Here is a 21,041-nt window from a genome sequence, read left to right as displayed (position 1 = left end):
TCAGCCGAGGAAGTACATCGCGGCGAAGAACAGGACGAGCAACGCGAGCAACACCATCACCGGCTTGAACGCGTTCAGTATCGAGCGATCCGGCTTCTTCGGGCCGGAACTGGTGAGTGGACCATCCATAGTTACGACATTCAAACTCGTGGGAAAAAGTTTTGCGGTGAGGAACGTCGAGCATTCGGAAGTGTTCGAATCCGTGCTTATAAACCGTTAAGGTGTCGCCGTTCGATTTCCCGGGCATGAAACTCGGGACGGGGCTGTTCACCTGCCAGCGACGACCGGACGACGACCGTTCGATGACCGAGATTTACGACGAAATGCTCGAACTCGGGGAGGCTATCGACGACTCCGGCCTCGACAGCATGTGGGTGTCGGAACACCACTTCGCCGAGGACGGCTACCTCTCGGCCACCATGCCCTCGCTCGCGGCGCTGGCCGCCCGCACCGAAACCGTCGAACTCGGTACCTGTATCGCGCTCGCCCCGCTCTACGACGGGGTTCGGCTCGCCGAGGACGCCGCGACGGTGGACCTGCTCGCCGACGGCCGACTGACGATGGGACTCGCCATCGGGTCGAACCCACGCGAGTTCGAATCGTTCGGCGTCCCCCGCGAGGAGCGCGTGGAGCGCATGACCGACCTGACCGACCTCCTCCGCGCCTCGTGGTCCGACGGTCCGCTCGACTACGACGCCGAGTTCCACGACGTGTCCCCCGACGTGAGCGTGACGCCGAAACCCGAATCGAAGATTCCGATCATGTTCGGCGGGTCGGTCAAACCCGCCGTGAGACGCGCGGCCCGCGTCGCCGACGCGTGGTGTGCGCCCTCCGCCCTCTCCGTCGAGGGCGTCCGCAAGCGCAAGGAGGACATCGAGCGCGTTCGGGAGAAGGAAGGAATCGAGGGCGACTTCGAAGTGTACGTCCTCCAGCACGGCTTCGTCGCCGATTCCAAGGAAGAGGCGTGGGAAGCGATGAAACCCGGGTACTTCTACATCCAGCGCCGTTACGCCGAAATCTTCTCCGGCGAATCGGTGGACGAACTGGACGCGGAGCGGAAATCGGAGCTGAAAGAACAGGCCATCTTCGGCACGCCCGAACAGGTGGCCGAGGAGTTGAACGAGTACCGCGACGCGCTGGGCGACGACGTTCACTTCATCTTCCGCACCTACCACCCCGGCATCGGCACCGACGCGATGGTCGAGTGCGTGGAACGACTCGGGGACGAGGTTGCACCGCTGGTCCGAGAATAAGAGAGGGAAAAACCGGCCGCCTACCCCCGTCGTTTCCGTTGTTCTCCGTTCGGTCGGGAGGAGTCGGCCGTCAGGGCCAGAGACCCCGAACCCGATGGGCTTCGCCAATACGCGAAAGGGCGACGACGTACGCGGCGTCGCGCCACGTCACGTCGCGGTCTTCGACTTCCTCGCGCACGTCGTTCCACGCGTCGAGCATCCCGGCTTCGAGTTCGTCGTTCACGCGCTCCAGCGACCACTGCCGACGGTTGATGTCCTGTAGCCACTCGAAGTACGAGACGGTCACGCCGCCCGCGTTGGCGAGGATGTCCGGGATTACCGGGACGTCCCGCTCCGCGAGGATGGCGTCAGCGGAGGCGGTCGTGGGACCGTTCGCACCCTCGACCACGAGCGAGGCCCGTACGTCGTCCGCGTTCGCACCGGTGAGGGCGTTGCCGACGGCGGCGGGAACGAGCACGTCCACGTCGAGCGTGAGCAGGTCCTCGTTGCTGATGCAGTCGTCGGCGTACCGGGTGACGGCCTCGGGTTCCTCCTCGTGGGACGGAACCGCCGCCGTCTCGATGCCGTCGGGGTCGTACGCCGCGCCGTTCACGTCGGAGACGGCGACGACGGTCGCCCCCCATTCGTCGAGGAGGCGGGCGGCGTTCGCGCCGACGCTCCCGAACCCCTGTACCGCGACGGTCGTTCCGTCGAGTCCGAAGTCGTAGTAGTCACACGCCTCGCGGGTGACGAGCGCGACCGAACGACCCGGCGCTTCCTCGCGGCCGAACGAACCGCCGACGACCGGCGGTTTCCCCGTGACGACGCCGGGTTGGGTCTCGCCCTCCTGCATCGAGTAGGCGTCCATGAACCACGCCATCGTCTGGGAGTCGGTTCCCATATCGGGGGCCGGAATGTCGCTGTTCGGCCCGACCGTATCGCGCAGTTCCTGTGCGAACCGCCGCGTCAGACGTTCGCGCTCGGAGTCCGAGAGTCGTTTCGGATTGACGACGAGGCCGCCCTTCGCGCCGCCGAACGGGATGTCCATGACGGCGCACTTCCACGTCATCCACATCGAGAGGCCGATACACTCCTCCTCGGTCACGCCGGGGTGATACCGGAGGCCACCCTTGTACGGCCCCCGAACGCTGTCGTGTTGCGCGCGGTAACCGGTGAACACCTCGACCGACCCGTCGTCTCGCTTCAACGGGACGGTGACGCGGTGAACGTGGGTCGGATGGCGCAAGCGCTCGACGATGTTCGGGTCGATGTCGGTCCCGGCCGCCGCTCGGGTCAACTGTCGCCGTGCGGTGTCGAGCGCCGATTCCACGGGTCCGTCGCCCGGTTCGTCCGCCGGTTCCGGGCGCGAATTTACGTTGGATGCCATCGATGGGTTATTCGAGGGGCGTCCCTCGATTGCGGAGGTGAACGTCGCACTCGTCACACGCTCCGGGGTGGTAGGTCGCGGTCACGATGGTACCACACCGCGGACACTCGTACTGCGATTCCGTCGTCGGGTCGGGGGTTATATCTCGCATCGGAAATTCCTCCAATCGGCGACGACGCGCTGCTCGGTTGGCACCGACAGGTCGCCGCCACGTACCGCAATTTTTGCGACGCGTGCAAGTAATTGGATGTTGGATAAAGAAGCAGTTGGGGAAGAGGGTGCCTAGATAGTCAACCCCCATTCGGGACGGACGGAATTCGGTCGAAGACCGCGGCGAGGAGTTTCCGCTGCACTTTCCGCATGTGTTCATAGAACGCGGCGGAGGAGATGTCCAGCATGGCGGCGACGGCCGCGCCGTCGTTCGCACGGGGGGATTCGAAGTAGCCGCTGTAGTAGGCCGTCTGGACGACTTCGAGTTGTCGATGGGTGATGTCGGACAGGAACCCGTCGCGGAACCGGCTCCCGGTGTCCGTCGGCCGCTCTCGCTCCCGCCGTGCGACGAGTTCGGACGAGGGGTACGCGTTCGAGAGCACGTCGTCGATGGTACGAACCGCGACCGGGGAGGGGACGAAAACCGTCGCCGTCGTGTCGCCGCCGTCGGAGCGGAGGCGTTCGAGCGTCGCCCCGGACTCGGCCAATCTGGTGGCGATGAACGGCGCGGTGAGCGTCAACTGGACCAATCCGCCCTCGTCGTCGCTCGAAACGACGCGAACGGACTCGACCGCCACGATGGCGTTTGCGGCGGCGGCGACCTCGCTCGGCGACCCGCCCGACACGGCGACGAGAATTCGGGCACCGGAATCGAGTTCGCGGACGCCGCCCCGCAGTTCGAGGGCACAGTCCGCGCGCCGCGAGAGCGCGTGAAGGACGCAGTTTTCGTCTGTGATACGGTAGTCGAGTTCGACGACGGTATCGCTCACGAGCGCCCGTTTTCGCTCGACGGATTGGATGGCCGAGGCGATGGTCTCGCCGAGTTCGGACAGCACCGTCCGCGCCCGGTCGTCGAACGCGTTCGGGCGACCGGCGTACACGGAGAGCGTCCCGTAGGCGACGTCGCCGTGGGTCAACGGAACGGAAAGTATCGACTGGAACCCCCGGGAGATGGCCTCTCGACGCCACGACGTGTCCTGCAAATCGTCCGCCACGTTCGGAACGACGGTGACGGAATCGGCGGCCGCCGTTCGACCCGCGGGGTCGCCCCGGGCGGTGAAGTCGGCGGCGTCGAGATAGCCTCGGTCGTCGCCCGCCCACGACCGGGGTTCGAGGTCACCCGTCCCGGGGTCGGTGTCGCCGACCCACGCGAACTCGAACCGGTCGCTCGCGGTCAGCAGTTCACAGACCTCGGCTTCGATTTCCTCGCGCGAATCGGCCCGAACGAGGGCGCGGTCGATTTCGCGGATTATCTCGTTCGTCCGGTTCAACCGGGAGAGTTGGCGATTGCGCCGCTGGAGTTCGCGGTCGCGTTCGCGGAGTTCGTCCTCGCGCTCGATGCGGTCGAGCGCCGCCTCGACGGTCGCCGCGAGGAGGTCGATTATCTCCCTCGTTACCTCGTCCAGCGTGCCGCGTTCGTCGGCCGCGACGAAGACGCCGTGGTCCGAGAGCGGGATGAACAGCCCGCTCCGCCGTTCGACGGCCGTCACGGGGAACGCGTCGGATTCGGTCACGTCGTCGAACGTGAGCGTCGTCCGGTCCACGAACGCCCGACCGAGCGCGCTCGACTCGTCGAGCCGAACCGTCGGGAGCGGCCCCGAGAGCGACTCGATGGCGTCCGTGGCCGCGGCGGGCCACAGTTCGTTCGCGTCGGTGTCGAAGAGGTACACGGCACACTCGTCCACGTCGAAGATGTCGGTCACGTCGTCGATGACGAGCGAAGCGATCTCCGGCGTCGTCTCCGCGTAGAGGAGGTCGCGGCTCGTGCGGTGAAGCGCGGTCAGCGCCCGCTCGCGGTCCTTCCGTTTAGTGATGTCGCGGCAACTGTAGAGCGTCGTTCCGCCTTGAATCGAGACTCGCTTCACGTTGACGAGGAGCGTGTGTTCCCGCCCCGCCCTGTCGGTCGCGGTGCACTCGATGTTCGTGAGGAGCCCCTGGGAATCGAGCGTTTCCCGGTCGAACAGGTCGTCGCCGAGGAGCGCGTCGATGCGTTCGAGGTCCCGAATCTCCTCGACCGAGTAGCCGAAGATGTAGTGGACGTTCGGGCAGATGTAGGTGAACTCGCCCGAATCGTCCGTGACGAGGACGGTATCGGTCATGTTGTTGAGGGTGACGCGGTGAAGTTCCTCCGACTCGCGGAGTTCCCGTTCGAGGTTGGCGCGTTCGCTCACGTCGAGCGCCTCGACGACGACGCTGACGATGGCTCCGTCTCGGTCGGTCACCGGGCGGAACGAAACGTCGAGTTCGACGCGGCCGTCGGGGGCGCTGAACGCCGTCTCGAACCGCGTCACGGAGCCGTTCCTCGCGGTTCGGAGGGCGTCCCGTATCTCGTCCGGCGTCGTCTCCGACCGCTCCCACCACGGCGAGTCGGCGAACGACGCATCGACGACCGACGTCGCCGGAGCGTCGAGGAAGTCGAGGGCGGTGCGGTTCGTCCGTCGAATCACCCCGCTCGAGTCGAGGACCCACATGAACGTCCGCGGGTCGTCGAACAGCGCGTCGAACTGCCGCGCCCGGCGGCGGCGAGCGCGGGCCGTCCGATACCGGACGGCCGCCCGCCGAACGCGCCGGAGGAGGTCGTCGGTGAGCGACGGCCGGTCGTCTACGGGGACGTACTCCGTGACGTCGGCGGCGACGGCCCTGCTGGCCGTCGCCTCGTCGCCGTCGGAGGCGAGGAGGACCACCGGAAGGTCGGGATAGGCGGCGCGAACGACCTCCAGAAAACGAACGCCGGACATGTCCGCCAAGTCGAGCGAACAGACGATACAATCGACTTCGCCGGGCTGTGCCGTCAGCCACTCGTATCCGTCGTGGCCGCGAGCGGCGGTCGTGACGAGGGTTTCGTCGGCCGCGGAGAGGTCGGCGACGAGCGGCGTTCGCCAGTTCGGGTCGCCGACCACGAGCACCGAAATCGGTCCCGCGGGCGGGTCGGCGGAACGTGGTGTCGGTTCCATCGTCGGGAGGTGAGGCGAGCAGCGGTTAAATCGCGTCGGTCTCCGAATCGGGGGACGACAGAGGTCGGCGCACGAACCGGCGCGGGAGAGGTCGAGGTGTCACGCCGGTACCTGATCAGTCCGCGAACAGCGACCGGTCAACCGACGGTTCCGGGTCGTCCGTCCCCGAGCGGTTCGGAAGCCGCGCCAACAGGCTCATAAGGGCCGCAGCGCCCCGCAACAGGTGCGGTTCGAGCGGGTCCGGGAGACGGTCGCGCGACGAGAGGAGCGAGGACAGGCCGCGTCCGCGCGACCGCTGTCCTCGTATCGTCCGCTCGACGGCGGGGCGGCGGTTCCCCTCGACCCGCCGGAGGGTGGCGTTCGAAATCGGACCGTCGCCGCGAGCCAACACGGGGGTCAGCAGGCGATGTGTCTCCACGGCGTCCTGAATGGCGAGGTTGTTCCCCTCGGCACCGATGGGTGACGCGACGTGCGCGGCGTCGCCGATGAGGAGCAGACCGTCGTCGGTCCACCGCTCCGCGAGTCCGGAACGGACCGACAACAGCGAACACTGGTCGAAGGACGTCAGGTTCGATTCCACGCTGTCCGCGATGGCGGGTTCGATTCCCGCGACGGTCTCCCGAAAGCGGGCGATGCCGCGGTCGCGTATCGCGGGATAGCGACCCTCGGGCACGAGCAGTCCGTACTGGGATTCGCGTTCGGAGAGCGGGGAGTACACTAACACCCCGTCGTCCTCGATGCGAATGTGCGTCGTGAAATCCGCCGCCGCGCGTGGGAGCCTGAACCAGACGACTTCCGTCCCGGACTCGTCCATCCCCGCGTCGATTCCGGCGGCCCGTCGAGTCGTCGAAAACCGACCGTCGGCCCCGATGACGAGTCGGCTACGGAAGTCGTGCGTCTCGCCGTCCGGGCGAGACGTGGCCGTGATGCCCGCGACAGCGCCGTCCTCGCGGCGGAATCCGTCGAACGAGGTCCCGGAGTGGAACGTGAACGTTTCGAACTCCCGAGCGCGTTCGATGAGGAGTCGGAGCAGCGGCGGTTGCTTGAGCAGGAGGACGCGCCGGTCGTCGAAATCGAACACCGGGTACGACTTGCCGTAGGCGACGACCGTCCCGCGGGAGATGGTTTCGTGGGGGAGGTCTTCGACATCCGCGAGGAGGTCCATCTCGTCGAAGAGTCGCGGAATCGGCGGGCGAAAACCGTAGCCGCGGAACTCGCGGTCCAGCGTACGCTGGCGTTCGATGAGAACCGTCTCTACACCGCTTCTGGCGAGCAGGTAGCTGACGACGCACCCCGCGGGTCCGGCACCGACGACGATTACGTCGGCCGACCGTGCGGTCATCGGTGGGATTCCTCCGCGGGCGGATGGGCGAAAGCACGGGCCGGACGAGGCGGCGGGTGGCTACGATTTCGTGTCAATGAACGACGGTTGCGGCGAAGAGGTCGAAAAGTTTTCGAGACGGTATAATCCGAATTCGATTATATCGTCGGCGACGCCGTGCGGTGAGTCGTCACCACGAGAGCCGCTCGACCCTAAAACGTCGGGCAAGTTCGGCGACGGGAACTCGTTTTCCGAGTTCGAACACGGCGAGTGCGCCGGCGCAGAACGCCACGCCGGTCAGCAGGAGTGCGAGCTGCGGCGACAACCCGAACCGAGTGAAAAAGAGCGGGTCGTCCCAGATGTTCGTGGCGGTGCGGAACGACTGGAGCGGCGTCACCACCGCGCCGAGCAGGAACAGCGACCCGACGAGGGTGCCACCGGCCCACAGGACGCGGAGGATGATGCGCTGGGAGACGGCCGGGTTCTGACGGATGTAATTCCGGGAAAGCCAGAGCGAACCGAGCGCGACGGCGGCGAGACCGCCGAGAACGACGACGACCCGCGGATGTAGCTGTGCGTAGGTGAGCGTCTCCGCGACCTCGGCAGACAGCGCGCCGAGCAATATGCCGAGCGGCGACGTTTCGCCCGCGCCGCTGTAGACCAGAAACGTGAGCAGGAGGTTGAAGACGAACGCGCCGCTCGCGGAATACGTGACGAACTTCCGGAGGTCCATCTCCGCGATTCCGGCGGGAATCGAGATGACGGCGCGCATCAGCGGCACCATCCGCCCCCAGAGAACCGAACTCTCGCCCCAGCGCTGGAACCACCGGCGGCCCCGATGGATGTCGTCCTCGGTGACGTGAACGAGGTGTCCGTACCGACCCAGAACGTATTCGCTGTTCTTTCCGAGAACGAAGTACGCGAGGACGCTCCCGACGGTGGCACCGACCGTCGCGTCGAGGACGAAGATGCCGAACGAGAGCGGGTCGTGAACGAGTTGGCTGGCCGCGAACGGGACGACGAGTTCGCTGGGCGCGAAGTGAAGGATGAACGCCGTTTCGAGCGCCATGTACACGAACACGGCGAAATAGCCGTAGTCGGAGACGAACGACAGGACGGCGTGCGTCACCCAGTCGAACATTCGGGCGCATATCGGACGAGCGCGATTATCAACTTAGTGGTGGTCCCGTCGGGGCGGCGTTCCGGCATCGAACTCGGTGTCAGTCTCACGACAAACGACGGGAAGAGAACGCACATCGAAGGCGAATTATCTGGAGAACAACCTGAACGGAAAAGACGTAAATAGACGTCGAAATCGAATGCAGTCGGACACGCGTCGGGTGAGACAGTTATCGGATAGTTTCGAGCAAATATATTCTATATTCGGTACACGGCCGCTATGTACCCCATTAGTATCAACATATACACATTGATTATCGGTTTGTCGAATCAAGCGACCGTATGCCAGAAACATACTCCCGGCGGAAAACGCTCGGCCTCCTCGGTCTGACGGCACTCTCGACGACCGGCATCGCGGTCGCCGAGAAAAACGACGATAGTAACGAGACCACCGAGGAGACGAAAACGGATGGCGACCATAGCAACCCGAACGAGCCATCCCTGACGCGGTTCGCCACCGTCCCGCTCGGAGCGGAAGTCACTGGCCTCCGCGTCGCACCCGGCGGAGAGCTGTTCCTGAACGTCCAGCACCCGAACGAAGACAACCCGGCACCGTACGACGCGAGCGTCGTCGGTGCCGTCGTCGGCATCGACGGGGCGGAAGTTCCGATGGACGTCCCGAACCTCTCGGTTCCGACGACCGACGCCGAAAAACGCACGACTCGGACGGCCGTCGGCGAGCACCAAGTGCTGGCGACGGGCGCACAAAAGCTCGGAAACGGCGACCTGCTCGGCGTGCCGAACGACGCCGACGGGAACCCTATCTCGGACGAAGCCAAATCCGACATGAACGCGTTCGTGCCGACTGGCGAAAACGAGGGCTACCTCTTCACGAACTGGGAAGCCCAACCCGGCATGATTTCGCGGCTGTTCATCAGCCGCGAGGACGATGCCGCGGAGTGGAGCGTCGATTCGGACAGCATCGAAAACCTCGACGTACGCCAGATGGAAGGAACGTGGAACAACTGCAACGGGTCGCTCAGCCCGTGGAATACGCCGCTGTCCAGCGAGGAGTACGAACCGGACGCAAAGGCGTGGTTCGAAAGCGACGAGAAAACGTACGGCAACGCCGAGAAGACGTTCGAGGAGTACCTCGGCTACTTCGGCAACGCCTACCGCTACGGCTACATCGTGGAAGTAGAGGATCCGGCCGGTGACGCGACGCCGACGAAACGGTTCGCGCTGGGCCGCGCGTCCCACGAGGTCGGCGAAGTGATGGCCGACGAGCGAACTGTCTACCTCACCGACGACTACGGGGGCGGCGTCCTCTACAAGTTCGTCGCCAACGAGGCGGGCGACTTGAGCGCCGGGACGCTCTTCGCCGCGAAATTGGAGCAGGACGCGACGGACGACGTGACCGAAGCCGGGTTCGACGTGGAGTGGGTCGAACTGGCGCACGCGACGGAGGACGAAATCGAGTCGTGGATAAGCGAGTACGACGGCCAAGACCCGGCCGCGGACGGGTACGAGGCGAACTACATCACCGACCACGAGATTCGAGCGTGGGCGAACGGCAATGCCGAGGACGACCGGGTAGCGTTCCTCGAAACCCGAAAGGCCGCCGCCGCGGTCGGCGCGACGAACGAGTGGCAGAAGCTCGAAGGCGTCAGCGCTCCGAGCGACGCCACGCCGGGCGACTTCATCAACATCGCCTGTTCGAACGTCCGCGACACGATGAGCGACGTGGACGGCGACATGATGCTCCAAGGTGACGGGTACGGAGCCGTCTACACCGCGCGGCTGACCGGGAACTACGACATCCGCCGCATCGAACCGTCGCTGGTCGGCGGTCCGGAGGCGAACGTCGTCGCCCCCGGCGCGGACGGCACGGACGCGAACGGTATGCTCGTGAACACGCTCGCAAATCCCGACAACATCTTTACGCTTGAAGACGGCCGCGTGCTCGTCGGCGAGGACGGCGACCACGAGAACAACGTCCTCTGGCTGTTCTCCCCCGGAAAGCGCGACTGGAACGGACGCGACGACGAGAACGACGACACGGACGAAAACGAGGGCAAAGACGGCTGGCGGGGCGACGAGGACGACGAGAAAGACGACGGCTGCTGAGCCGAGCGAGCCGCCGCAAACGCGACTTTTTCTCGGGACGCCGACGAACATCCGAAGCGTGGCCGACGAACCACGAGATGGATGGATATAGCGAATCGGGATATACTTCTGCCGCGAGCACGCTCAGGTCGCCAAGAGGACGACCGCGCCGACGGCCAACCCGACACCTGCCACGTCCCGAATATCGACCGATTCGCCGAGGAACACCGCGCCGAGAACCGCGGCGACGACGAAGTAGAGGGCGGTCACGGTCGTCGCAACGGCGGTATTGCCGCGTTGCAGCGCGACGTAGTAGCTGATGGAACCGATTCCGGAGAACAGACCGCCAGCGACGGCGAAGGCGACGCCCGACTCGGAGAACGACACGGGACCGGCTTGAGTGGCGATGTACGCGATTGCGACGCCGACGCCGACGGTGTAGGAGATGGCCATCGCCACTTCGGGCGCGAGCGTTCGAGTGGCGTAATCGGCAAACAGCGCCCAGACGCCCCACGCGAACATACCGACGAGTGCGAAATATATCGCGGTTCGAACCATGCCGTTCCGGAAACGGTCCACCGACGAAGGTGTTCGGATTCCGGCGGAACAGGGGACGACAACCGACGAACAGACGGCCCTTGATTCGAACGCAGGAGAAGCATAACAAACTGGCGTACTCCCGACGAACCGGATATGAGACGCCCGACGATTCTCGTGTTTACCCTGGTCGTCGCCTCCGCGGTCGGGGCGATGGCGATAGGGACGGCCGAGCCGCAAGGGGATTCGAAACCGAACGAGCGATGGAACCGAACGTACGGCGGGTCAGGCGACGACATCTTCGCAGACATCGCCCGGACGGACGACGGCGGCTACGTCCTCGCGGGCGAAACCGAGAGCGATAGCTCCGGTATCGACGGCTGGGTGATGAAGATAGACGGCAACGGAAATACGGAGTGGGAACGAACGTTCTCCGGGCCGGGGACGGACCGACTGTACTCGGTGGTCACGACGGACGATGGAATCGTCGCCGCCGGGCGAACCGACCGCGGCGGCACCCCGATGGGATGGGTGCTGGAACTCGATTCGGACGGGGAGACGCGACGCGAACGGACGCCGGGAACGGGTGCGTTCTACGGGGTCGAACGGGACGGCGACGGGTACGTCCTCGCGGGGTGGACGCGAGGTGACGGCGGCGTCGGCGGATGGCTGGTAAAACACGATACGTCGGGAGCGAAGGCGTGGGAGCGGACGTACGCGACACCGGACGGGAGCACGGGGCGCTTCAAAGCTGTCGTTCCCACGTCGGACGGATACCTCCTCGCGGGAGAAGTCGAGAGCGGGAGCCAAGACGCGTGGATACTCCGGGTCGGCGACAACGGGGAACGGCAGTGGCAGCGAACGCTGGGCGGCGCGGACCGAGAAGCGGTCTGGGCGGCGACCGGCGACGAGAGCGGTATCGTCGTGGCCGGTGAATCCGAGAGCGGCGAATCGCGCGACGGCTGGGTGTTCCGATACGACGCGAGCGGCGAACGACAGTGGGAAAAGCGGTTCGGCGGCGGCGAAGTCGATTGGCTCGATTCGGCGATGCGAACGGACGACGGCGGCTACCTGTTCACCGGCGGGACGCTCACCGGCGGAATCGGTAGCGCGGACGGCTACGTTGTGAAGACGGGAGCCGACGGGACGCTCCAGTGGGAGAAGGCGTACGGAAGCGACGCGTGGGATAAACCGTGGCCGGCGATACGAACACACGATGGCGGCTTCCTACTCGCCGGGCAGACCGGCGGGTTCGGTGCCGAAGCCAAGGACGGCTGGGTGCTGGAACTCGGACCGGGGTCGATGACGAGCGCGACGAACGATACGTCCGCGGACGAGACGACGAGTACCTCGGGAACGAGCACGACGGGAGCGGAATCGACCCCCGAAGCGGATTCCCCGTCGAGCAACACGAGCTTACCGGGGTTCACGGTACCAATAGCGGTGGTCGCGGTCGTCATTCTGGGGTTGTGGAGGGGCAGACGAGCGTAGACTTCCGAGGACTGAAAAGCAATGACCACGAACCATGACGTAGCGGTGGCATACTGGTACCGCTACGTAATTCATCTACTTTCGGCAAGACATTTCTAATATTATATAATTATATTAGTTTCAGATACAATCGAGATTCTTTTATTGCTGTGATTAGTCTAACTGTCTAACTGACCAGACAGAACAGTAGATTATGACAGAAGGACAATTCACGGAACGGGCGGCGGATCTCGACCGGGACGGACGCAACGCGTATCGAGTCGCCGGAGAGACCGACGACCCTAGCACGAGAATCATCCGAGGCGTAGAAGAGATAGTTGGACGGAGCGCAGAAAAGCAGACGTGGCTCTACGACAGCGTAGACCCCGATGCGTTGGACGCGATATTCGAGGAGAAACACGACGGAACGACGCGGACCGGCGGAAAGGTCACCTTTACCGCTCGCGGTTGCGAGATAATCGTCGATGCGGACGGCGAGATACTCATCTACGGGCCGGTCACGGACGACGAGAAATAGCCGAACGATTTCGAAACGGTATTGACCATCCGGCCATGAATGGCGTCAAGAACCGATTGATGACTAACGAAGTATCCGTTACGTTCCGTGAACTGTTCGAAGAGCTGCCAGTACAGACCGGTCTATTCAGCTTCGGACCGGTATTGCTCGGTATCGCCCAGTTATGGAACGGCTATTCGCACCAGACCGCACTCTCCTTCCACGCGCTGTTCGCCGTCGTGATGGTCGGGTTCGCGGTACTCGTCACCCGATACCATCTCGCGTCGTTCCGGTTGGAGAAACTGGAACGAGTTTAGGCAGTTCCGGCAGGCGCGCCCGCTCTCTCACTGCGGCCCGCGTAGGCGTTGTACCCGGCGACGATGGCGACGACGATTCCCGAGATGACGTCGCTCCAGAACGCCGTCGAGGCAGTCATGATGAACGGGACGAGTATCATCCAGAGGCCCAACAGCGCGACGAACGACGAGCTACCCACGCTCGCCGACATTCCCCGCGACATGCGGTAGTAGTTGTACCCCGCGACGAGGAAGATGGCCGCGCCGATGATGAGGTTGTTCCAGTAGCTCGTCATCGACATCGACGGGTAGACGAACGCGGAGATGAATATCCACGCCCCCACGAGCGATACGAACCCGCTCAGCCATTTCAGGCTCGATTCGTCGGTGTCGGTGCTCCGTGTCGTTCTCTCTCTCGCTTCTGTTTCACTCATCAGTGTTTCCCCAATGAAGGGTAAGTCGAGCGAGTGAATAAAGCGAGCGACCGTTTAACCGGAAACGGCGACCGTTCAACGGCTAACGTGCCATTACGCCGATTCGGAGTCGTGGGTTGTGAACCATTCCGTGAGCTGTTCGAGGCGGTGAACGGCCCTGTCCGGGTCGCCGATGTTGTGGTGTTCGTCTGGATAGACCACCAGTTTCGCGGGAACGCCCTGCTTTTTCACGCTGACGTAGAGCTGTTCGGACTGCGAGGGCGGACACCGCCAGTCCTCGCCGCCCGCCGTCACCAACAGGGGCGTTTCGACGTTGCCGACGTCCGTGATGCTGGAGGCGGCGTCGTAGATTTCCGGATTCTCCCACGGGAGACCGAAATCGTTCGTCCACCAGAGGTGTGCGTCGTCGGTCCCGTACGACGACCGGAGGTCGTAGATACCGTGTTCGGCAGCGGCCGCGGCGAAGCGGTCCGTCCGCGTCACGAGATAGCCCGTCGTGATGCCGCCGTAGGAAAAGCCGGTGACGAAGGTGCGGTCCGAATCTGCCCACCCGCGTTCGACGAGGTGCTCGACGCCCGCGAGTACGTCCTCGGACTCCCGCGGACCCCAGTCACCACGGATCGATTCGCTGAAGTCCCGGCCGTAGGAACTGCTTCCTCGATAGTTGGGGCGGAGGACGACGTATCCCCGGTCGGTCCAATAGGCGTATTCGAACGCAAATTCCGGCGCGTCGTAAGACACCGGGCCGCCGTGGATGGCGGTTATCAACGGCCTCGGGTCGGGGTCCTCGGGGTCGAAGTCGTCGGGATAGTAGACGATGCCCTCGATTTCGTCGTCGGCCTCGTTCGAGTAGACGACGCGCCGACAGCCGGACGTATCGTACCTTTCCTCGAACGCCGCGTTGCAGTCGGTCACGCGAGCGGGTTCCCCGGCGTCGAGTTCGTCCGCGTCCATCGCGTACAGGTCGCCGACTGTTCCGGGGTCGGTCAGGAGGAACGCGACCGTCTCGTCCGCGAAGTCGAAGGTCTGGACGGTTCGATAGTCGCCCTGCGAGTCGAAGGTGAACGCGGGCGAACCCTCGTCGGCCGAACAGCGCACCAGGCGGGTGCTCCCCTCGTCGCCGACGGCCGCGAGCAACGTCCCGTCGTCCACCCACCGGAACCGCCGGGAGCGTGCCAGCGTCCGGTCGAGCGATTCCGTGACCGACCGATAGTCACCGTCGTCGGCGACGTACAACTGGGTCGGGATGTGCGTGTTCACCGGGTCGTCGACGGCGAACGCGAGACGGGACCCGTCGGGCGACCAGCGCGGCCCCGCGGCGGCGAGGTCCGAATCGGTAACCGTCCGCAGGTCGCTCCCGTCGGGTGCGATGGTGTACACGTCCATGACGCCGGAATCATCGGGGCGGTCGGTGCGGTTCGAAAGGAACGCGATTCGGTCGGCCCCCCACGCCGGTTGCAGACCGAACATCGGTTCGTACGCGCCGCCGCCGTAGGCGTCGTCGAGGCGGCGGCTGTCCCGCGTTTCGACGTCGACGACGAACAGGTAGGTCGTCACGTCGTCCAGAAAGCCCTCGCCGTCGAACCGGTGTTGCAGTCGCTCGGTTTCGACCGGGCCGCCGTCCCGGAGGTCGGCGAGGTAGTCGCGTTCCGTCTCGGTCGGGTCGCGCGACGAGACGACGAGTCGGTCGCCGTCCGGTCCCCAGTCGAACTCGCGGACGCCCTCCTCGCGGTCGGTGATTTGCCGGGCGTCGCCGCCGCGAACCATGTCGAACAGCCAGACTTGGGGTTTGGGTTCGTCGTCCGCGCCGTTCGCCTCGTCCGCCTCGTCCTCATCGCCGTCTTCGTCAGTATCGTCGGCCCGTACCGACAGGGAAACGTCCTCGTCGCGGGCGGCGAGGAACGCGAGTTTCGCGCCGTCGGGCGACCACTTCGGCGACCCGGCGTCCGACGCCCGCGAGAGTCGATACGGGTCGTCGCTTCCGTCCGACGGAACGACGAACAGGGAGGTTCGTCGGTCGTCTTCGGACTCGTCGAACTCGTCTGCGACGAAGGCGATTCGGTCGCCGTCGGGCGAGAGCGCGAGGTCGCTCACCAACGTCAGGTCGTAGAAATCGTCCAGTTGAACGGTGTTCGTCACGAATATTCCGTCCCACGGGAGGCTAATAGATGTATGTGCGCCAGCAAATTGGACGGGTCGGGAGCGACGAGGAGTTACGCGACGTTCCGTTCGTCGACCGTCCGTCCCTCCTCGAATCGGTCGGCGTCGAGGCCGGAGATATCGACGAGCGACGGTTCGCCGTCGAAGACGAGTTCGGTGACGAGTTGCCCCGTCGCCGGTGCGTGTTGGAACCCGTGCCCCGAGAAGCCGACCGCGTTGACGAAGCCCGGAATCGTCTCCTCGATTATCGGATGGTGGTCGGGCGTGACGGCGTACAGACCCGCCCATCCCCGGCGAATCCGGGACTCCGGACCGAAGTAGGTCGTCCAGTCCGACGCCTTCTCCACCGCTTCTATCGTCCAGTCGAGGTCGGTCGTTTGGTCGAATGCGTTCGGGTCGGCCGTCGTGTCGCCCCCGAAATGCCCGCCGACGAGCGCGGCCCCTTCCCGTTCCGGGCGGAAGTACGACCCCGTATCGAGGTCGATGGTCAGCGGAACCGATTCGGCGACCGGCGTCTCCGGATCCACGACCGCCATTTGGCGACGCTCGGGTGAAATCGGAAGGTCGAGGCCCGCCATCTCGGCGACGCTGCTCGCCCACGGCCCGGCCGCGTTGACGACGAAATCGGCATCGATGGTTCCGTCGGTCGTTTCGACGCCCGTGACACCACCGGCGTCGCCGAGCACGTCCGTCACCTCGACCCCGGTTCGGACGTCCGTCCCGACCTCTCGGGCGCGAGCGGCGAACGCCTGCAGGGCGAAGTGTGGGTCCGCAAACCCGTCGTTCGGGGAGTACGTCGCGGCGCGGAACAGGTCCGTGCGGAGTCCGGGGCAGACCTCGCGCGCTTCCTCGGGCGTGAGGAGTTCGCTCGGGACGCCCTGTTCGTTTTGCATCGCGACCGTCTCCGCGAGTTCGTCCGCGGAGTCCTCGTCCCTGGCGAGGAAGAGGTACCCGGAACGACGGAGCGCGATGTCGGCGTCGAACTCCTCCTCGAACCGGTCCCAGACCCGCATGCTGGCACGGGAGAGCGCGACGTTGACGGGGGTCGAGAACTGTGCACGGATACCGCCAGCTGAGCGTTCGGTGCTTCCGGCGCCGATGTTCGAGCGCTCGCAGAGGACCACATCGGCCCCGCGTTCCGAGAGGTAGTACGCGCTCGAACAACCGACGATACCGCCACCGACCACGACGACTCGCATGAATCGGAAAATGACCTCCTGGATAATGGTTCCATCGTCGGGAAATAAGCACGTTCGCACAGAACATCCGCCATGGTTCGAATCCTCTCCGACGCAGACGTGGCGTCGGTCCTCGAAATCGAATCGTTGCTGCCGGTCGTCCGCGACGCGTTCGTCAAGCAGGGACGCGGCGACGTCGAACGCCCCGACAGACCCCACTTCCCGGTCGGCGCGGGACTCGCGGGTGACGCGCCGCTCGGAACCGGCCTCGTCATGCCCGCGTACATCCACGGGGCGGCACACTACGCCACGAAACTGGTCGGCGTGCACGGCGGGAACGCCGACCGAGGGCTGCCGACTGTCAACGCCCAAATCGCGCTGACTGACGCCGAAACGGGACGTCCCGCCGCGTTCGTCGCGGGGACGAGAATCACGAACGCGCGGACCGGATGCATCGGCGGACTCGCGGCCGCCGACCTCGCCGCCGCCACGCCGATACAACTCGCCGTCATCGGGGCGGGGACGCAAGCCCGGTGGCAAGCGCGCTGTATCGCGGCCGCGACCGACGTCGAGTCGATTCGAGTCTACTCACCGAGCGATTCCAAACTGGAGTGCGCGGCGGAACTGGAGTCGGAACTCGGAGTACCGACCACACCCGTCGAATCGGCGGACGAAGCGGTGGCGGACGCGACGGTCGTCGTCACCGCGACGACCGCGACAAGCCCGGTCTTCTCCGGCGAGTCGCTTCAGTCCGGAACGCTAGTCATCGCGGTCGGCGCGTACAGCGCGGAGATGCGGGAACTCGACCGGGAGACGTTCGCCCGCGCCGACGAGACGTTCGGCGACGTTCCCGAGGAGGTGGCTGAAATCGGCGACGTTCGAGCGACCGACCTCGACGCCGACGATTTCGTTCCGCTCTCCGACGTGTTCGAGGGGTGGGACGGTCGAAGTTCGGACTCGGAAATCGTCGTGGTCGAAAGCGTCGGGTCGGCCGTGCTCGACGCGGCCGCGAGCGAGTTCGTGTTCGAACGAGCGAGCGAGGCGGGGACCGGCGAGGAAGTCGAACTGTAACGACCGACCGGCGGGCTCCTTCGTGGGGTTGTGCGGACATATTGTCAGACAGCCATCTGGAGAGCCACCTAGATAGATAGCCAGATACCCATCCAGATATCCAAATGGATCGCCGCGGAGGTGGAGAAATCACACAGAGCTAGCCGAAGAAAGATTTCCAGATAGCTTTCTAGAGAGACATCCACAAAGATATCCAAATAGAAACCCAAACCGAGACGGTGTGAAACGCACGTTTCAGAGAATTCGGGACGAGATTTACAGGGAACCCGCCGCCGCCACCCAAACACCCACCCAGAAATCTGCAGAGATATCTAGAAATATTCCCATAGAGATAGCTATCCAGATAGCTATCCGCATAGTTTCGCCCAGTTGTCTGACGAGAATTTATGAGGGGGAAGCGTATATCGACCGACTGTATGAAACGGGCCATCACACTGTGGAGCGAGTCCGGCGGGGTCGGCAAGACGACCATGGCGACCAACGTCTCCGCCGCGCTGGGCCGACAGGACGAGCGGGTTCTCGTCATCGACCTGGACCCCCAACTGGGAAGTCTGACCGACCACGTGGGCTACCAAGAGTTGAAAACCGGCGACCGCGACCACCTCGGGCACGTCCTGCTGGACGACGAAAAGGACATCCGCTCGCTCATCGTCGAAACGGAGGATTTCGATCTCGTACCGTCCCACGAAGGGCTTGCGAACATCGAGAGCGAGATGGCCGCGCGGAACACGTCGCTTCGGGAGTTCCAACTGCGGTCCGCCCTCAAATCCGTCGCCGGGGAGTACGATTACTTCATCATCGACCCGCCAGCGACGCTGAACGTCCTCGTGGACAACGCGCTCGTCGCGGCACGAAACGTACTCATTCCCATCGAACTCACCCGAAAAGGGAGTATCTCCATCGAAGGGCTGGAAGACACCCTCGACAGCATGGAACGTGGGTTCAAGAAGTTCGACGACAGCTTCGAGTTGGGCATCCTCGCCGTCGTCCCGAACGAAGTCGGGGATTCGAACATCTACCGCGATACGCGCGAGGAACTCGAAACGGACGGGAAACCGGTGACGCCGTTCGGTGTTCGAAAGCGCGACGTGCTGAAGGAAGCGTGGAAGAACCAAATGAACCTGTTCGAGTTCGCGGAAAGCGACGAAACCCGTGACCTCCGCGAGTACGAAGGCGATCTGCTCGCGAACTTCGAACAGTTGGCGCGAATCGTCCAACAGGGAACGGTCGACGCGGTGGAGGTCGAGGCATGACCAAGGACGACAGGTACGGCGCGACGGACGACGATTACAGCGACGACCTCGACGGCTACGGCACGGAAACCGTTACGACAACGGATTCGAGCGGGGAGACCGAAACGGTAGAATCGAACGCCTCCGAGGCGGATAGTACCGATTCGACCACGGATTCGACGGCCACGAGTTCCGACCCGTTACCGTTCATCTTCGCGCGGCGAACCGTGAAAGCCGACCGGGACGCTGTTCCGGTGTACGTACAAGACCAAACGGCGACCGAGATCGACGAACTGGAACGGGACCTGAGTCAAACGTTCGATGGGGACAAAGTGATGGCCCTCGACGTGCGCGAAGCCCTCATCCGCGCGGGGTTGGAGAACGTGGACGACGTGCGCCGAGTGATGGAAGAGTGGGGATACGGTCGGCGGTAACGGCGCTTTCTGCTTGCGGATATCTCGATAGAAATCTTCCAAGAAATACGAAAATAATTCTGAATAGATTTCTGTAGAGCTGTTCGGGAAGGTTTCTAGATAGAATTTCAAGCGAGAATTCGGGATAGTTTCTCCATTAGGTGTGACGAAGCACCGAGCGACGACGAGAAGTTGAATTGTACGATTAGTGCAAAACCGTTAAGTCGGATGGGTCCCTATCGTGGGGTAGATGACGGACGAAATCAGCGAAATCAGGAAACAAAAACGGGAAGAATTGATGAACGGAACGACGGAAGAAGACGAAGGAACCCCAAAAGAGCCGGTTCACGTCGAGAGTGAGTCGCACCTCAACGAGCTTACGAAGACGAACGACGTCGTGTTGGTGGACTTCTACGCGGACTGGTGTGGCCCGTGCAAGATGCTCGAACCGGTGGTCAAAGCCGTGGCGAAAGAGACCGAAGCCGTCGTCGCCAAGGTAGACATCGACCAACACCAACTGCTCGCACAGCAGAACGGCGTGCGCGGCGTGCCGACGCTCCAGTTGTACGCCGACGGCGAGGTCGCAAAGCGGATGGTCGGGATGCAGGACCAGGCGACGTTGATGAATCTCGTCAACCAGTTCGCCTAAACGGGGTTCTTTATTCGACCGGTCACAACAGGAGAACGAGATGGGTTTTCACACGTTCGACCCCGAGAAGGCGGCAAAGCTCGAAGACGCAGGGCGGTATCGGTACGTCTCACGCGAGGAGTTACTGGCGCGGCTCCCCCTCGGTGCCGACGAAACCGTCGCCGACCTCGGGAGCGGGACCGGATTTTACACGGACGACGTCGCCGACTTCGGCGAGGCGTCGAACGTCGGGGTGTACGCGGTTGACATGCAGGACGCGATGCACGACTACTATCGAGAGAAGGGCGTCCCAGAGAACGTCGCACTCGTGACGGCGACCATCGACGACCTTCCGTTCGACGACGACGAACTCGACGCCGCGTTCTCGACGATGACGTTCCACGAGTTCGCGAGCGAGGACGCGCTCGCGGAGGTCGGACGCGTCCTTCGACCCGATGGCCGGTTAGTCGTCGCCGACTGGAGCGCCGACGGGCGGGGTGAAAGCGGGCCGCCGGTCGAAGAGCGCTACGACCTCGAAACGGCGCGCGAACTCCTCACCGCCGCCGGGTTCGAGGTGGAATCGGGACGCGAGCGCCCCGAGACGTTCGTGCTGGTCGCGCGACGGTAGGGTAACGGTAAGGCGACGGTAGGACGGCGAGTCGGTCCGATTTTCACGCCATCAGTTCGATGGACCGCCGAACGGTCGCACCGATTTCGGCGAAGTGACACAGCGGATTACCGGGGGGACTACGGAATTTTCGAGGACGCTGACGAGC

20 protein-coding genes are annotated in these 21,041 nt (G+C 64.2%); 10 read left to right on the top strand and 10 right to left on the bottom strand.

Annotation, left to right across the window (positions count from 1 at the left end; genetic code table 11):
- Positions 1 to 129, bottom strand: coding sequence for a hypothetical protein (locus B208_RS24990; protein WP_007978074.1), 129 nt, complete (start codon positions 127 to 129; stop codon positions 1 to 3).
- 116 nt (positions 130 to 245) lie between these two features.
- Here B208_RS24990 and B208_RS0120260 point away from each other — a divergent pair, with 116 nt between their 5' ends.
- Entirely contained in the window at positions 246 to 1,253 is a 1,008-nt protein-coding gene (locus tag B208_RS0120260; RefSeq protein ID WP_007978076.1) for an LLM class flavin-dependent oxidoreductase, read from the top strand.
- Between the two features lie 70 nt (positions 1,254 to 1,323).
- On the opposite strand, the gene gdhB is transcribed toward B208_RS0120260, so the two are convergent.
- The 5 genes from gdhB to B208_RS0120235 form a co-directional block, all read right to left on the bottom strand.
- A complete protein-coding gene (gene gdhB / locus B208_RS0120255; protein WP_007978078.1) occupies positions 1,324 to 2,619 on the bottom strand; it encodes a glutamate dehydrogenase GdhB in 1,296 nt (431 codons plus the stop codon).
- Between the two features lie 7 nt (positions 2,620 to 2,626).
- Positions 2,627 to 2,770 (bottom strand): rubrerythrin-like domain-containing protein, encoded by a 144-nt coding sequence (locus B208_RS23995; protein WP_018129093.1) that lies wholly within the window; start codon positions 2,768 to 2,770, stop codon positions 2,627 to 2,629.
- Positions 2,771 to 2,909: 139 nt separating this feature from the next.
- The gene (locus B208_RS0120245) at positions 2,910 to 5,783 is read right to left on the bottom strand and encodes a bacterio-opsin activator domain-containing protein (protein ID WP_007978082.1); all 2,874 of its coding nucleotides are present in this window, start codon (positions 5,781 to 5,783) and stop codon (positions 2,910 to 2,912) included.
- A 115-nt stretch (positions 5,784 to 5,898) separates the two neighbouring features.
- Entirely contained in the window at positions 5,899 to 7,125 is a 1,227-nt protein-coding gene (locus B208_RS0120240; RefSeq protein ID WP_007978084.1) for an FAD-dependent monooxygenase, read from the bottom strand.
- Positions 7,126 to 7,294: 169 nt separating this feature from the next.
- Entirely contained in the window at positions 7,295 to 8,245 is a 951-nt protein-coding gene (locus tag B208_RS0120235) for a DedA family protein (protein ID WP_007978085.1), read from the bottom strand.
- Between the two features lie 320 nt (positions 8,246 to 8,565).
- Here B208_RS0120235 and B208_RS0120230 point away from each other — a divergent pair, with 320 nt between their 5' ends.
- Positions 8,566 to 10,350, top strand: coding sequence for an alkaline phosphatase PhoX (locus tag B208_RS0120230; RefSeq protein WP_007978087.1), 1,785 nt, complete (start codon positions 8,566 to 8,568; stop codon positions 10,348 to 10,350).
- A 123-nt stretch (positions 10,351 to 10,473) separates the two neighbouring features.
- Here B208_RS0120230 and B208_RS0120225 read toward each other — a convergent pair whose 3' ends face one another.
- A complete protein-coding gene (locus tag B208_RS0120225) occupies positions 10,474 to 10,887 on the bottom strand; it encodes an EamA family transporter (protein ID WP_007978089.1) in 414 nt (137 codons plus the stop codon).
- A 135-nt stretch (positions 10,888 to 11,022) separates the two neighbouring features.
- Between B208_RS0120225 and B208_RS0120215 the strand changes: the two genes are divergently transcribed.
- From B208_RS0120215 to B208_RS0120205, 3 genes are all read left to right on the top strand, one after another.
- Positions 11,023 to 12,357 (top strand): sialidase family protein, encoded by a 1,335-nt coding sequence (locus B208_RS0120215; RefSeq protein WP_007978092.1) that lies wholly within the window; start codon positions 11,023 to 11,025, stop codon positions 12,355 to 12,357.
- A gap of 193 nt (positions 12,358 to 12,550) precedes the next feature.
- Positions 12,551 to 12,874 (top strand): HalOD1 output domain-containing protein, encoded by a 324-nt coding sequence (locus B208_RS0120210; RefSeq protein WP_007978094.1) that lies wholly within the window; start codon positions 12,551 to 12,553, stop codon positions 12,872 to 12,874.
- 59 nt (positions 12,875 to 12,933) lie between these two features.
- The gene (locus tag B208_RS0120205) at positions 12,934 to 13,170 is read left to right on the top strand and encodes a hypothetical protein (RefSeq protein ID WP_232423890.1); all 237 of its coding nucleotides are present in this window, start codon (positions 12,934 to 12,936) and stop codon (positions 13,168 to 13,170) included.
- Here the strand turns inward: B208_RS0120205 and B208_RS0120200 are convergent.
- From B208_RS0120200 to B208_RS0120190, 3 genes are all read right to left on the bottom strand, one after another.
- Positions 13,167 to 13,583, bottom strand: a complete 417-nt coding sequence (locus tag B208_RS0120200; protein WP_007978097.1) for an SPW repeat domain-containing protein — start codon at positions 13,581 to 13,583, stop codon at positions 13,167 to 13,169. The genes B208_RS0120205 and B208_RS0120200 overlap by 4 nt on opposite strands.
- A gap of 93 nt (positions 13,584 to 13,676) precedes the next feature.
- The gene (locus B208_RS0120195) at positions 13,677 to 15,722 is read right to left on the bottom strand and encodes a dipeptidyl-peptidase 5 (RefSeq protein ID WP_007978099.1); all 2,046 of its coding nucleotides are present in this window, start codon (positions 15,720 to 15,722) and stop codon (positions 13,677 to 13,679) included.
- Positions 15,723 to 15,796: 74 nt separating this feature from the next.
- The gene (locus B208_RS0120190; RefSeq protein WP_026177977.1) at positions 15,797 to 16,942 is read right to left on the bottom strand and encodes an NAD(P)/FAD-dependent oxidoreductase; all 1,146 of its coding nucleotides are present in this window, start codon (positions 16,940 to 16,942) and stop codon (positions 15,797 to 15,799) included.
- Between the two features lie 72 nt (positions 16,943 to 17,014).
- On the opposite strand from B208_RS0120190, the gene B208_RS0120185 reads away from it, so the two are divergent.
- From B208_RS0120185 to B208_RS0120160, 5 genes are all read left to right on the top strand, one after another.
- Positions 17,015 to 17,992 (top strand): ornithine cyclodeaminase family protein, encoded by a 978-nt coding sequence (locus B208_RS0120185; RefSeq protein ID WP_007978103.1) that lies wholly within the window; start codon positions 17,015 to 17,017, stop codon positions 17,990 to 17,992.
- Between the two features lie 416 nt (positions 17,993 to 18,408).
- Entirely contained in the window at positions 18,409 to 19,245 is an 837-nt protein-coding gene (locus B208_RS0120175; protein WP_007978104.1) for a ParA family protein, read from the top strand.
- Positions 19,242 to 19,658, top strand: coding sequence for a hypothetical protein (locus B208_RS0120170; RefSeq protein ID WP_007978106.1), 417 nt, complete (start codon positions 19,242 to 19,244; stop codon positions 19,656 to 19,658). Before B208_RS0120175 ends, B208_RS0120170 begins: the two co-directional genes overlap by 4 nt.
- 229 nt (positions 19,659 to 19,887) lie before the next feature.
- Positions 19,888 to 20,286, top strand: coding sequence for a thioredoxin (trxA, locus tag B208_RS0120165; RefSeq protein ID WP_007978108.1), 399 nt, complete (start codon positions 19,888 to 19,890; stop codon positions 20,284 to 20,286).
- 40 nt (positions 20,287 to 20,326) lie between these two features.
- On the top strand, positions 20,327 to 20,893 hold the full coding sequence (locus tag B208_RS0120160; RefSeq protein ID WP_018129092.1) for a class I SAM-dependent methyltransferase: 567 nt from the start codon (positions 20,327 to 20,329) through the stop codon (positions 20,891 to 20,893).
- Positions 20,894 to 21,041: the final 148 nt, after the last annotated feature.

Origin of the sequence: Haladaptatus paucihalophilus DX253 (genome assembly GCF_000376445.1) — an archaeon.
In the GTDB taxonomy this organism is placed as follows: Archaea; Halobacteriota; Halobacteria; order Halobacteriales; family Haladaptataceae; genus Haladaptatus; species Haladaptatus paucihalophilus.
Note: the sequence above shows the minus strand (reverse complement) of the source record. Positions and strands in the feature narration are given on the sequence as shown.

Coding starts and splice junctions, on each gene's coding strand:
- B208_RS24990 (WP_007978074.1), bottom strand. CDS start 129: ATGGATGGTCCACTCACCAGTTCCGGCCCGAAGAAGCCGGATCGCTCG.
- B208_RS0120260 (WP_007978076.1), top strand. CDS start 246: ATGAAACTCGGGACGGGGCTGTTCACCTGCCAGCGACGACCGGACGAC.
- gdhB (WP_007978078.1), bottom strand. CDS start 2,619: ATGGCATCCAACGTAAATTCGCGCCCGGAACCGGCGGACGAACCGGGC.
- B208_RS23995 (WP_018129093.1), bottom strand. CDS start 2,770: ATGCGAGATATAACCCCCGACCCGACGACGGAATCGCAGTACGAGTGT.
- B208_RS0120245 (WP_007978082.1), bottom strand. CDS start 5,783: ATGGAACCGACACCACGTTCCGCCGACCCGCCCGCGGGACCGATTTCG.
- B208_RS0120240 (WP_007978084.1), bottom strand. CDS start 7,125: ATGACCGCACGGTCGGCCGACGTAATCGTCGTCGGTGCCGGACCCGCG.
- B208_RS0120235 (WP_007978085.1), bottom strand. CDS start 8,245: ATGTTCGACTGGGTGACGCACGCCGTCCTGTCGTTCGTCTCCGACTAC.
- B208_RS0120230 (WP_007978087.1), top strand. CDS start 8,566: ATGCCAGAAACATACTCCCGGCGGAAAACGCTCGGCCTCCTCGGTCTG.
- B208_RS0120225 (WP_007978089.1), bottom strand. CDS start 10,887: ATGGTTCGAACCGCGATATATTTCGCACTCGTCGGTATGTTCGCGTGG.
- B208_RS0120215 (WP_007978092.1), top strand. CDS start 11,023: ATGAGACGCCCGACGATTCTCGTGTTTACCCTGGTCGTCGCCTCCGCG.
- B208_RS0120210 (WP_007978094.1), top strand. CDS start 12,551: ATGACAGAAGGACAATTCACGGAACGGGCGGCGGATCTCGACCGGGAC.
- B208_RS0120205 (WP_232423890.1), top strand. CDS start 12,934: ATGACTAACGAAGTATCCGTTACGTTCCGTGAACTGTTCGAAGAGCTG.
- B208_RS0120200 (WP_007978097.1), bottom strand. CDS start 13,583: ATGAGTGAAACAGAAGCGAGAGAGAGAACGACACGGAGCACCGACACC.
- B208_RS0120190 (WP_026177977.1), bottom strand. CDS start 16,942: ATGCGAGTCGTCGTGGTCGGTGGCGGTATCGTCGGTTGTTCGAGCGCG.
- B208_RS0120185 (WP_007978103.1), top strand. CDS start 17,015: ATGGTTCGAATCCTCTCCGACGCAGACGTGGCGTCGGTCCTCGAAATC.
- B208_RS0120175 (WP_007978104.1), top strand. CDS start 18,409: ATGAAACGGGCCATCACACTGTGGAGCGAGTCCGGCGGGGTCGGCAAG.
- B208_RS0120170 (WP_007978106.1), top strand. CDS start 19,242: ATGACCAAGGACGACAGGTACGGCGCGACGGACGACGATTACAGCGAC.
- trxA (WP_007978108.1), top strand. CDS start 19,888: ATGACGGACGAAATCAGCGAAATCAGGAAACAAAAACGGGAAGAATTG.
- B208_RS0120160 (WP_018129092.1), top strand. CDS start 20,327: ATGGGTTTTCACACGTTCGACCCCGAGAAGGCGGCAAAGCTCGAAGAC.